The organism is Cognatishimia sp. MH4019 (assembly GCF_020177595.1).
GTDB lineage: Bacteria > Pseudomonadota > Alphaproteobacteria > Rhodobacterales > Rhodobacteraceae > JAHTBL01.
Map to the genome: position 1 here is coordinate 146,808 of NZ_JAHTBL010000001.1, position 12,185 is coordinate 158,992.

The 12,185-nt window shown below is 60.5% G+C and carries 12 protein-coding genes; 7 read left to right on the plus strand and 5 right to left on the minus strand.

Annotated features, from left to right (window positions below):
• Positions 1-27: 27 nt before the first annotated feature.
• A complete protein-coding gene (locus KUW67_RS00655; RefSeq protein ID WP_224823338.1) occupies positions 28-657 on the minus strand; it encodes a DnaJ domain-containing protein in 630 nt (209 codons plus the stop codon).
• A 76-nt stretch (positions 658-733) separates the two neighbouring features.
• Between KUW67_RS00655 and KUW67_RS00660 the strand changes: the two genes are divergently transcribed.
• A complete protein-coding gene (locus KUW67_RS00660) occupies positions 734-988 on the plus strand; it encodes a BolA family transcriptional regulator (protein ID WP_224823339.1) in 255 nt (84 codons plus the stop codon).
• On the opposite strand, the gene KUW67_RS00665 is transcribed toward KUW67_RS00660, so the two are convergent.
• Both KUW67_RS00665 and gatB read right to left on the minus strand, forming a co-directional pair.
• Positions 989-1,381 (minus strand): DUF4177 domain-containing protein, encoded by a 393-nt coding sequence (locus KUW67_RS00665; protein WP_224823340.1) that lies wholly within the window; start codon positions 1,379-1,381, stop codon positions 989-991.
• 163 nt (positions 1,382-1,544) lie between these two features.
• Positions 1,545-3,056, minus strand: coding sequence for an Asp-tRNA(Asn)/Glu-tRNA(Gln) amidotransferase subunit GatB (gatB, locus tag KUW67_RS00670; RefSeq protein WP_224823341.1), 1,512 nt, complete (start codon positions 3,054-3,056; stop codon positions 1,545-1,547).
• Positions 3,057-3,227: 171 nt separating this feature from the next.
• Here gatB and KUW67_RS00675 point away from each other — a divergent pair, with 171 nt between their 5' ends.
• Positions 3,228-3,950, plus strand: a complete 723-nt coding sequence (locus KUW67_RS00675) for a transglycosylase SLT domain-containing protein (protein ID WP_224823342.1) — start codon at positions 3,228-3,230, stop codon at positions 3,948-3,950.
• Here KUW67_RS00675 and KUW67_RS00680 read toward each other — a convergent pair.
• Together KUW67_RS00680 and pepN are read right to left on the minus strand one after the other, a co-directional pair.
• Positions 3,947-4,357 carry a hypothetical protein gene (locus tag KUW67_RS00680; RefSeq protein WP_224823343.1) on the minus strand — a complete coding sequence of 137 codons (411 nt, stop codon included), beginning with the start codon at positions 4,355-4,357 and terminating at the stop codon, positions 3,947-3,949. The two genes, KUW67_RS00675 and KUW67_RS00680, sit on opposite strands and share 4 nt — an antisense overlap.
• A gap of 43 nt (positions 4,358-4,400) precedes the next feature.
• Entirely contained in the window at positions 4,401-6,959 is a 2,559-nt protein-coding gene (pepN, locus tag KUW67_RS00685; protein WP_224823344.1) for an aminopeptidase N, read from the minus strand.
• A gap of 123 nt (positions 6,960-7,082) precedes the next feature.
• Between pepN and KUW67_RS00690 the strand changes: the two genes are divergently transcribed.
• The 5 genes from KUW67_RS00690 to KUW67_RS00710 all read left to right on the plus strand — a co-directional run bounded on the left by KUW67_RS00690 (position 7,083) and on the right by KUW67_RS00710 (position 12,180).
• Positions 7,083-7,448 carry a VOC family protein gene (locus KUW67_RS00690; protein WP_224823345.1) on the plus strand — a complete coding sequence of 122 codons (366 nt, stop codon included), beginning with the start codon at positions 7,083-7,085 and terminating at the stop codon, positions 7,446-7,448.
• Positions 7,448-8,161, plus strand: coding sequence for a YafY family protein (locus KUW67_RS00695; protein WP_224823346.1), 714 nt, complete (start codon positions 7,448-7,450; stop codon positions 8,159-8,161). The genes KUW67_RS00690 and KUW67_RS00695 overlap by 1 nt, the downstream gene beginning before the upstream one ends.
• Positions 8,162-8,218: 57 nt before the next feature.
• Positions 8,219-9,739: a deoxyribodipyrimidine photo-lyase gene (locus tag KUW67_RS00700; protein WP_224823347.1), complete on the plus strand. Its 1,521-nt coding sequence runs from the start codon at positions 8,219-8,221 to the stop codon at positions 9,737-9,739.
• Positions 9,740-9,741: 2 nt separating this feature from the next.
• Positions 9,742-9,894, plus strand: coding sequence for a DUF2256 domain-containing protein (locus KUW67_RS00705; RefSeq protein ID WP_224823348.1), 153 nt, complete (start codon positions 9,742-9,744; stop codon positions 9,892-9,894).
• A 111-nt stretch (positions 9,895-10,005) separates the two neighbouring features.
• A complete protein-coding gene (locus KUW67_RS00710) occupies positions 10,006-12,180 on the plus strand; it encodes a malate synthase G (RefSeq protein ID WP_224823349.1) in 2,175 nt (724 codons plus the stop codon).
• Positions 12,181-12,185: the final 5 nt, after the last annotated feature.

The window sequence follows — 12,185 nt, forward strand, 5'->3', positions numbered from 1 at the left end:
CCCCGGATCAGGTCCGGGGCGCTTGAGTTACTTGAAACTGCGGCTTTCCTTGATCTGATCCCAGGCCCAGACGACCTCCTGCAACTTCTCTTCATCCGAGCGATCTCCGCCGTTCATATCGGGGTGCAGGATCTTGATCAGCGCCTTGTAGCTTTTGCGGATTTCGGCCTTGGTCCAGTGGTCCTTGGCTTCAAGGATTTCAATCGCGCGCCGCTCGGTCGGGGGCAGCTTGCGCGTGCCGGTGATGGATTTGCCGGGGTTGCGCGTGGCGTTGGCGCCCAGCACCTCATGGGCGTCATTCACGCCGAGACGTGCCCAGGCGCGCTGTTCGTCGGTCTGCTTGCCAAACGGTTTTGTCTCACGCTCCCAGACGCGGTCCTTATCCATCTGCTCGTTGAAGGCCTCGTCCGAGGTGCCGTCGAAGAAGTTCCATTTCAGGTTATACTCGCGGACATGTTCTTTACAGAACCAGAAGAAATCATCGAGGATATCGGGCGATTTCGGGGCGCGGTATTTGCCCGCCTCCTGACAGCCGGGCTTGTCGCAAATCCGGGTCGAGGTTTCGAACGCGCCGGACATGCCGCGACGTCCGCGGGTGTTTTTCTTCTTGGCAGAAGAGACGGACATATCAAACCCGAAGGGATCGTCTTTGGACATATCTGGGACACCTTTTCGACTCGGAACAGGGAGTTTAGACTGTCCGGGCCGAGATTGAAGGGGGCGGGGCGAAAAAATGTCGAGAACAGAAGAAATCAGAACAGCACTTGAGGTGAGCTTTGCACCGCAATCTCTTGAAGTGATTGACGAAAGCGAAAGCCATAGGGGGCACGCAGGCTATCAGGAAGGTGGTGAAAGCCATTTCCGTGTGCGGATCAAAGCCGATGCCTTTGCCCCGATGAGCCGGATCGAGCGGCACCGCGCTGTGCACAAGGCGCTTGGCGCCGATCTGGTCGGGCGTATTCACGCATTGGCTTTGGACATCAGCTGATTACTCAGCCGCGACGCTGGAGCCATCCGTGGGTTTGTCGGTGTTCACAGCAGGACCAACAGGCGGAGCTTTGCCCGGCTCTTCGGCTTGCTTGATCAGCTTGGCGGCCTCGGGTTCCGATTTGGGGGAAGGGACAGGCGTGATCACCGCGTCGTCGCTTTCAAGGGCGCGGCGAAAGACAAGCACGTTCTGAAAGACTGTGGTTTTTGAGGTGAGACCGCTGCGCTCTTCCGAGGGGAGCGTGTCTGCGCGCTGATATTCCCAGCCTTGCGCGCCCATCTCGTTCATCAGGGTTTCGAGCGTATGCGCGAACCGCGCATCACCGGCCTTGATGCCTTTGATCTTCTCGCCGCGCTTGGGCGCAGGCACGACTTTATATTCGAACATCGTCATCGAGAACTCCCATTCCAGTGGGCCGCACGCTAGCAAATTCAGCGCAAAAGGCCAAGAAATTAAGGGGTTAGCACCGTCCACAATGGGTGGTGGCACGGCCCCGATACAGTGCGAGATATAGGGTCAACAGCGCAGGCTGCAAGTTGGCGGGCGCGGATGCGCGTTAGTCCGCCAGCTTCTTTGCGACGATTTCGTTGACCGCCTTGGGGTTTGCCTTGCCGCCGGTGGCTTTCATGACCTGACCCACGAACCAACCTGCAAGCTTGGGGTTTTCCTTGGCCTTGGCAACCTGCGCGGGGTTGTCGGCGATCACCTGATCGACAGCGGCTTCAATCGCGCCGGTGTCGGTGACCTGCTTCATGCCGCGCGCCTCGACGATTTCCGCCGGGTCGCCGCCTTCGGTATAGACGATCTCAAAGAGGTCCTTGGCGATCTTGCCGCTGATATCGCCCTTGGTGATGAGCGTGATAATCCCGCCCAACTGGTCAGGCGAGACGGGGCTTTCCGTGATCTCTTTCTCGTCCTTTTTCAGACGACCGAAAAGTTCGTTGATGACCCAGTTCGCGGCTAGCTTGCCATCGCGCCCTTCGGCCACTTTTTCGAAGAAAGCGGCGGCGGCGGTTTCGGCGGTCAGCACGGATGCGTCATAATCCGACAGGCCGAAGTCACTGATGAAGCGGGCCTTCTTTTCGTCGGGCAGTTCAGGCAGATCGTTCGCGATGTCATCGACCCAGCCTTGTTCAATCTCTAAAGGCAGCAGATCGGGGCAGGGGAAATAGCGGTAGTCATGCGCTTCTTCTTTCGAGCGCATGGATCGCGTTTCGCCTTTGTCCGGATCATAGAGACGGGTTTCCTGCACAACCTCGCCGCCGTCTTCGATGATGGCGATCTGGCGGCGTGCCTCGACCTCGATCGCTTGCTGGATAAAGCGCATGGAGTTCATGTTCTTGATCTCGCAGCGGGTGCCGAGGTGGCTGAAATCCTGCGTTTCCTGATACTTCTCGTAATCGCCCGGACGGCAGACCGAGACATTGACGTCCGCGCGCAGATTGCCGTTTTGCATATTGCCGTCGCAGGTGCCCAGATATTGCATGATCTGGCGCAGTTTCACGACATAGGCGGCGGCCTCTTCCGGGCCTCGGATATCGGGGCGCGAGACGATCTCCATCAGGGCGACGCCTGTGCGGTTGAGGTCCACGAAGGACATGTTCGGGTCCATGTCGTGGATGGATTTGCCCGCGTCCTGCTCAAGGTGGATGCGTTCCACCCGCACCAGACGGGCGGTGCCGTCGCCCAGTTCAACCAGCACTTCGCCTTCGCCCACGATGGGGTGATAGAGCTGCGAAATCTGGTAGCCCTGCGGCAGGTCGGGGTAGAAATAGTTCTTGCGGTCAAAGGCCGACCACAGGTTGATGTCGGCTTTCAGGCCAAGCCCTGTGCGCACCGCTTGGGCCACGCAAAACTCGTTGATGACAGGCAGCATACCCGGCATGGCGGCGTCCACGAACGCCACGTTGCTGTTAGGCTCTGCGCCGAATGTGGTGGAGGCACCTGAAAAGAGCTTGGCGTTGGAGGCCACCTGCGCGTGGACCTCAAGGCCGATCACCAGCTCCCAGTCATGCTTGGCGCCAGCAATGACTTTGGGCTTCGGGGTCTCATAGGTCAGATCAAGCATGGGGCAGGTCCTGTTCGTGGGTTGATTGCGTTTTAGGCCGCGCGGCGAAGAGGGACAAGAGGGGGATTTGCGCCGACAGTCGCGCGGATTTCGGCGGGTTGTTCGCGTAGGCGAAACGATGTGGCAGCGCGGCCCTTGCCAGCGTGTCTGTGGCTGGGGCAGTCTTTCGGAATGAAAGTGATTGCTGCCTTTATTCTGAGTGCTTTAGCTGCGTTGCCTTTGGCAGCGGACCCGTCGCAAATTCGACCCGTCTCGCGGGCCACGGCGATGGATCGGCTGGTGGATACATCCGTGCAATTGCCCACCCCCCGCGTATCGGCTGACGTGCGGCCCATCGCGCGGGACGAGGGCTTTCCCCGCATGCGCTGGGATCATCGGGGTGAACACGCGCTTTGGACGCGCGCGGCTATGAAGGCGGTTCAAGGGCATGGTGCGCCTTTGGTGCAGATGGTGCCTAAGGACATTGTAGAGTGGTGCCCGGCATACCCCTATAACGGGCCAGAGGCCCGGGCGGCGTTTTGGGTCGGCTTTATGTCGGCGCTGTCCAAACATGAAAGCACCTATAAACCGCGCGCGGTGGGCGGGGGCGGCAAGTGGTATGGCTTGTTGCAAATCCTGCCTGCAACGGCACGCGGATACGGGTGCCGCGCTGGCACGGGCGAGGCGCTGAAAAGCGGGCCTGCGAACCTGAGTTGCGCCGCGCGGATCATGGCGACAACGGTGCAGCGCGACGGTGTGATCCATGCGCGCCAACCGCGGTGGAGCGGTGTGTCTGCGGATTGGGGGCCGATGCGCAGCCCGAGCAAACGGGCGGATATGGCCAATTGGCTGAAGCGGCAAAGCTATTGCAAGCCGTTGAAATCATTGCGCCCTCAAGCGCGCAATTTCAACTAGATCGGATTGTGGATAATGTTGAAGCGCGCCAGTTGCGTGCGCAGCTTGTGGCTGACCGGATAGCTTTCCCGAGGCAGGCTCACCCGTTCGCCGTCGGTCAAATGAACCAAGACCAGATCGGGTCCATCCGTTTCGTAGATGATCTCAACCCGGGCGATATCGGCAAGTTCGATTGAGCCTGCGATGCCGTCGCCGTAATAGTGAAGGCCCCCCGCATCCAGAGTCAGACCGGATTTCGGATTGGTATAGGTGCGCCAGACCAGCAGGATTGCCGACAGGCCCCAGATCGCCAGGATCCACCAAGGCGCGTCCATCATCACAGCACCCGCGACCATCGCGACACCGATCAGGGTCATGATGATAAAGAAGGGGTCTCGCCCGGTGACATGATGCTCAAATGGCTCCATGACATAGGCCTATTTGCCAAATTGGGCGGGAATTTGACGCAGGTTAGCCTTTTGCGTCACGGATACGTGTCAGCATTTCGGTGCTGTCGCGCGACAGACCCTCTTGCGCCAGGATGCGGTCGATCTGAGCCAAGATCTTGGCTTGCCGGTCTTCGTCATAGCGCGGCCAAGTCTCGAACGCGGAACACATGCGGGCCGTGGTTTGCGGGTTCAGGGGATCAAGTTTGATCAGCCAATCCGCCAGCACCCGGTAACCTTCGCCAGAGGCATGATGAAAACCCGCAGGTGTCATCGCCAGCGCGCCGAGGGTGGCGCGGAAGCGGTTGGGGTTTTGCATCGTGAAATCAGGATGTTGCGTGAGTTTCTCGGCCACTTGCGCCACATCGCGCGGTGCGGCAAGAGCCACCTGAAGCCCGAACCATTTGTCGATGACCAGACGGTCCTCGCGCCATTGATTGTAGAAATCCGCGACCGCGCCGTCGCCTTTGCCAGCCTTGATCAGGCAGGCCAGCGCGGCAAGCTGTTGGGTCATGTTGGTGGCTGCCTCGTATTGCGCGCCCGCCTGCACACCGCCGTCGATGCGGGTGAGGTAGGATAGCGCCGCGTTCGCCAATGCGCGCTTGCCGGATTGTTCGGCGTTGGGGGCGTATGCATCTGCGATTTGGTGCGCGGCATAGAGGCGCGGAAGTGTGTCTTGCAGGTGCTCGGCAATCATCTGGCGCAGGGTTTGCGCGGCGTCATAGATCGCCTCTGGATCGGGCGTTTCGCCCGCATCTACAAGGGCTTGTGCAATTTCATCTTGACTGGGAAGGCCAAGGCAAAGCGCACGGAACGCCGGATCGCGGGCCTCGTCGCGGGCCATTGTGGCCAGCGCGTCAAGATAGGCGGTTTGCGGGGGCGTGCCGTCGCGGACCATTGCCAGCAGCGTATCGCGGGCCAGCGCGCGCCCGGCTTCCCATGCGTTGAACGGGTCGGTGTCATGGGCCAGCAGGAAGGCGCGCTCGGACGCGGTTGTGTCGCGCGTCAGGATGACGGGCGCCGAAAAGCCGCGCAGGATCGAAGGAATTGGCTTGGCGGTCAGCCCGTCGAAGGTGAAACTTTGGCTCGCCTCTGTCATCTCTAGGATGGTCGTGGGCACGATCTCGGTGCCGTCTTCGGCCAGCAGGCCGACTGCGATGGGCAACACTTGGGGCTGCTTGTCGTCCTGTCCGGGGGTGGGCGGCGTGGTCTGTGTGAATCTGAGCGTATAAGTGCCATCGGCAAAGCTGTCGGTGACGCTCAGGCGGGGCGTTCCTGCCTGCGCATACCAGCGCTTGAACTGGCTCAGATCGCGGCCTGTGGTGTCTTCGAACACCTGCAACCAATCCTCGATCGTGCAGGCCTGACCGTCATGGCGGTCGAAATAGAGATCACAGCCTTTGCGATACGCCTCGGCCCCGATGAGGGTGCGCAGCATGCGGATCACCTCGGCGCCTTTCTCATAGACGGTGGCGGTATAGAAATTGTTGATCTCGACGAAACTTTCAGGGCGCACGGGATGGGCCAGCGGGCCGTTATCCTCGCGGAATTGGCGGCCGCGTAGGGCGATCACGTCGCTGATGCGCGCGACCGCTTCCGAGCGCATGTCGGCGGTGAATTGTTGGTCCCGAAAGACGGTCAAACCTTCCTTGAGGCACAGCTGAAACCAGTCGCGGCATGTGATGCGGTTGCCGGTCCAATTGTGAAAATACTCATGGGCGATGATTGCCTCAATACGTTCGAAATTCGCATCAGTAGAGGTCTCAGGCGATGCGAGAACGGCAGAAGAGTTGAAAATGTTCAAGCCTTTGTTCTCCATCGCGCCCATGTTGAAGTCGTCAACAGCCACGATATTGAAGAGATCAAGGTCGTATTCGCGTCCGTATGCCTGTTCATCCCAGCGCATGGATTGCTTCAGCGCCTCCATCCCGAACGCGCACTTTCCGATGTCGTTTTTACGGACGTAGATGTTCAGATCAACGTCGCGACCCGAGGCTGTGGTGAAGCTGCCCGAATGGGCAACCAGATCGCCCGCAACAAGCGCGAACAGATAGGCCGGTTTCGGCCACGGGTCGTGCCATTCGGCCCAGCCGTCACCTGTGGCGGTGGGGTTACCGTTGGACAGCATCACGGGCAGGTCGCCTTCGATCCGGACGGTGAAAACGGACATGACATCGGGGCGGTCAGGGTAGTAGGTGATCTTGCGAAACCCCTCGGCCTCGCACTGTGTGCAATACATGCCGTTCGACATGTAAAGCCCTTCGAGCGCGGTGTTCGTCTCGGGGCTGATCTCGACCTCGGCCTCCCATGTAAAGGGCGCGTCGGGGGCGTCGCAGCGCAGGCCATCGTCGGACAGAACCGGCGCAACCTCGGCCCCGTCGATCTTGGCCCATTTCAGGTCCAGTTGTTCGCCATGCAGAAAGAACTCGCGCGATGCGGCCTCGGGATTGGGCGCAAATCGGATGTGGCTGATGACGCGGGTGGAGGTCGGCGCGAGGCGGAAGGTCAGGTGGACCTCTTCGACCAGATAGGCGGGGGGCGTGTAATCGGACAGATAGATCGTCTGGGGGGCGGCGTCGCGCATGGGTGTCTCCTTGGTTAATGGGAAGGGTAGCGGCGCAGGGTCCGGCTGCAAGGCGAAACCTCCTGACACCACGCTGTCAGGAGGGGTGTGCCAGAAGGGGACATCTGATAAAGGAGAGATGAAATGAGCTATACCCCCGCAAACCCCGTCGTCTGGACCGAAATCCCGGTGCGTGATCTGGAGAAAGCCTCGACGTTCTATGCCGCCGTGACCGGCATGGAGATGCAGTTGAACAAGGACGGGCCGCAGCCGATTGTGTTTTTTAACGCCGATAAGGGGGTGTCCGGGCATCTCTATGAAGGGGCACCCGCGACGAAAGGTGGCCCGACCGTGCATCTGGCTGCTGAAGGCACAGTTGAGCAGATGAAAGCCCGCGTTTGGGATGCGGGAGGGAAGGTTGTCTCGGACCCGATCTCGATCCCGGCGGGGCAGTTCATCTATTGCCTTGATCTGGACGGCAACTCTTTCGGCCTGTTCGAGGTCGCCTGATGCGCCGCGCCGACCGTCTGTTTCAGATCGTACAATATCTGCGGGGCGGTCGGCTGACCACGGCGGCGCAGTTGTCAGAAAAGCTGGAGGTCAGCGAGCGCACGATCTACCGCGATATCGCTGATCTGCAATCCACGGGCGTGCCGATCGATGGCGAGGCGGGCGTGGGGTATGTGATGGCCGAGGGCTACGACATCCCGCCGCTGATGTTCACCAGCGCCGAGATTACGGCGTTGGTTGCTGGTGCACGCTTGATCCGCGCTTGGGGCGGGTCCGAGATGGCGGCGGCGGCGGAAGAGGCGTTGATCAAGGTCGATGCGGTGCTGCCAGAGGAGGCACGGGCGAAGGCGCGTGCGGTGTCGATCCATTCGCTAGGTGTGCAGATGGACGACGCGCTGCGGTTGCGATTGGATGAGATTGTGGCGGCGGTGGATCGCTCGGAGCGGTTGGAGTTTGCCTATCGGGACAAGGACGGGGTGGCGACGTCTCGCGTGATCCGGCCCTTGGGGCAGTGGTTCTTTGCAGGCGTCTGGACATGTGTCGGATGGTGCGAATTGCGCGAGGATTTCCGCATGTTTCGGATCGACCGGATGGCAGACTTGTCTGTTGGTGCCGCGTTCAAACCCGAGCGCGGCAAGACGCTTCGGGATTTTTATCGGACTGAGGATGCTGGCGGCAGGTGCATGCCGGGGGGTGGTGGTCTGCTGGGCTGATCTGCCTTCCGCCAGGATATTTTTGCCAGAATGAAACAGCGGTTTATCTGATGTTTCATGACGACACTTGTTTGGTTCAAACGCGATTTGCGGACCACCGATCATGCGGTGCTGGCGGAAGCTGCAGCGCGCGGACCGGTGTTGCCGCTCTATATTGTCGAACCGGAGTTATGGGCGCTGCCTGATGCAAGCGGGCGGCAATGGGCGTTTGTGGCAGAATGTTTGGAGGCGTTGCAGCAGGAACTGGCCGCGTTGGGCATGCCGCTGGTTGTGCGGATCGGCGACGCGGTGGAGGTGCTGTCGGAGCTGGTCCCCACGCAGAATATCGATCTGATCCTGAGCCATGAAGAGACCGGGAACGCCTGGACATATGCGCGGGATTTGCGTGTGGCGGAATGGGCGCGTTCGGCGGGGGTGACCTGGCGCGAGACGCAGAGTGCGGGCGTCGTGCGGCGGTTGAAAACCCGCGATGGCTGGGCCGCCCGGCGTGAGGCGCGGATGCGGCAGCCGCAGGTTGAGGCACCTGCGGTGTTGGCCCCTTTGGCGATTGAGGCAGGGACCATCCCGTCTGCGAAGGATCTGAAATTAAGCGATCAGTGCCCGGAGCGCCAGAAGGGCGGGCGGAACGAGGCTCTGTCTTTGTTGGGGTCGTTTCTGACATCGCGCGGGCAGACGTACCGCAAGGCGATGTCTTCGCCCTTGGACGGGGAATGGGCCTGTTCGCGGCTGTCGCCTCATCTGGCATTCGGGACGCTGTCGTCGCGCGAGGCGGTGCAAGCGTCGGCCGCGCGCAAAGCGGAGGTTAAGGGCACGCGCGCGGGTTGGACGGGGGCGATGCAGTCATTTCAGGCGCGGCTCGCGTGGCGGGATCACTTTATGCAGAAGCTGGAAGATGAGCCGAGGATCGAGACGCATGCGCTTCATTCTGCTTACGAAACGCTGAGGCCTCGGGAACCGGATCCCGTGCGGCTCGCGGCGTGGGAGGCGGGGGAAACAGGGTTGCCTTTCGTGGATGCCTGCATGCGTTACCTCACGGCGACAGGGTGGCTGAACTTTCGCATGCGTTCGATGCTGATGGCGGTGGCAAGCTATCATTTGTGGCTTGATTGGCGGGCGACCGGAGCGGTGTTGGCACGCAGATTTACGGATTATGAGCCGGGGATTCACTGGTCACAAAGCCAGATGCAATCCGGCACGACCGGGATGAACACCGTGCGGATCTATAACCCGGTCAAGCAGGGGCATGATCAGGATCCAACAGGGGTGTTCACGCGGCGCTGGGTGCCGGAACTGAACGCTGTTCCGGGCGAGTTTCTACAAGAGCCTTGGCGCTGGGACGAGGCAGGCTCGATCCTTGGACGCGGCTATCCGGAGCCGGTTGTGGATGTGAAAGCCGCCGCGAAAGTGGCGCGCGAAAAGGTGTGGGCGGTGCGCAGGGGCGATGCGTTCCGCACGGAGGCGGCGGAGGTTGTGCGCAAACATGCCTCGCGCAAGGACGGGCCGCGGCATTTCGTAAATGACCGAGAGCCGAAGCGGACGCGGCGCAAGCCCAATTCTCAGTTGAGCCTTGATCTGTAACCATGCCACGCACCCGCAAGAAATCTGATCTGCCGCAGAAAACTTGCGAAACCTGCAAACGCCCGTTTTCATGGCGTAAAAAGTGGGAAAAGGTCTGGGATGAGGTCAAATACTGCTCGGATCGGTGCCGGCGGGACCGTAAGTCAGTTAAATAAAACTGATTTGAAGCGCAGTATTTCTATCCTGATCTGAGTGGTGCTCTTCTTGCTTAACGGTCCGCCGCGCTTTAGAATGTATACAGCCGTATGCCAATTCAAGAGGATCCCATGGTCAATCGCGTTGAACGCGCCGGGCTTGCCGTCGCCACTGAGCTTGCCACTTTCATCGAAACCGAGGCGCTGCCGGGGACGGGTGTCTCTGTGGATCGGTTCTGGGGTGGATTTGCCGGGATTGTAAACGATCTGGGGCCGAAAAACCGCGCGCTGCTGGCGGAGCGGGCGAAGATGCAGGCGCAGATCGATGATTGGCATCGGGCGCGTATGGGCCAGCCTCATGATGCGGCGGCCTATGAGCTTTTTCTGCGCGAGATTGGGTATCTGGTGCCGGAAGGCGCTGATTTCGCGATTGAGACGACCGGCGTTGACAATGAGATCGCGACGATCCCCGGACCTCAACTGGTGGTGCCGATCCTCAATGCACGCTTTGCGTTGAACGCGGCGAATGCGCGGTGGGGATCGCTTTATGACGCGCTCTACGGCACGGATGCGCTGGGCGATCTGCCTGTCGGCAAAGGCTATGACGCAGAGCGCGGCGCGCGAGTGATCGCGTGGGCGCGCGGGCACCTGGACGACGCAGCGCCATTAGAGCAGGCGTCTTGGGCGGATGTGATCCGGCTGGATACCGTCGAAGGCGCTTTGGAGATTGTCACCAAAGACGGCATGGTAGAACTGGCGGACCCCGCGCAATATGTGGGCTACCAGACAGATAGCAGCCAAAACCTGTCGGGCGTGATCTTGCGCTGCAACGGGCTGCATTTGCAGATCGTGATCGACCCGTCGCATCGCATTGGGCAGGTCGATCCGGCAGGCATCGCGGATGTGCGTCTGGAATCGGCGATGTCCACGATCATGGACTGCGAAGACAGCGTTGCAGCGGTTGATGCCGATGACAAGGTGGTCGCCTATTCCAACTGGTTGGGCCTGATGAAAGGCAATCTGGAAGAGACACTTGAGAAGGGTGGCAAGACAATCACCCGGCGCTTGAACGATGATCTGCGCTTTACAGCGGCGGGCGGCCAGCCGGACGCACTGAAGGGCCGTGCGCTGATGCTGGTGCGCAATGTGGGCCATCTGATGACGAACCCCGCCGTACTGGACGCCGAAGGGCGCGAGGTGGGCGAGGGGCTGATGGACGCGATGTGCACTGTGCTGATCGCGATGCATGATCTGCGCAAGGATGGCGGGATGAGGAACTCTGTCCAAGGCTCTGTTTACATTGTGAAACCCAAGATGCACGGGCCGGTTGAAGTGGCCTTTGCAGATGAAATTTTCAGCCGGGTTGAGGCTGCGCTGGGATTGCCTGCAAACACCGTGAAAATGGGGATCATGGACGAGGAACGGCGCACCAGCGCGAACCTTGAAGAATGCATTCGCGCGGCGAAATCGCGGGTCGCGTTTATCAATACCGGCTTTCTGGATCGGACAGGTGATGAAATCCACACCTCGATGGAAGCGGGGCCAATGCTGCCGAAAGGCGAGATGAAATCGACGCCCTGGATTGCCTCTTACGAGGATCGCAATGTCGATATCGGGTTGGCTTGCGGCTTGCAGGGCAAAGCGCAGATCGGCAAGGGGATGTGGGCGATGCCCGACCGCATGGCCGAGATGCTTGAGGCCAAGATCGATCATCCGAAGGCGGGGGCAAATTGCGCTTGGGTGCCAAGCCCAACGGCGGCCACGCTGCATGCCACGCATTATCACAAGGTCGATGTTTTCGCGGTGCAGGATGCGCTTGCCAAAGGTGGGCCGCGCGGGACGCTGGATGACTTGCTGACGATCCCTGTGATGGGCAACAGGCCTTTATCAGCGGGCGAGATCACCGCTGAGATCGAGAATAACGCCCAAGGCATTCTTGGCTATGTTGTGCGCTGGGTGGACCACGGGGTCGGCTGCTCGAAAGTGCCGGATATCCATGACGTGGCGCTGATGGAGGATCGCGCGACCTGCCGTATCTCGGCGCAGGCACTGGCCAATTGGCTGCATCACGGGGTGATCTCCGAGGCGCAGGTCATGGACGGGATGCGTAAGATGGCGGCCGTTGTGGATCGCCAGAATGCGGATGACCCGAGCTATCGGCCAATGGCGCCGGGCTTTGAAGGAATTGCGTTTCAAGCGGCCTGCGACCTGGTCTTCAAGGGCCGCGAGCAGCCCTCCGGCTATACCGAGCCGGTGCTGCACGCGCGCCGTCTTGAGCTAAAATCCAACATGAATATCGCCGCATAAGGAAC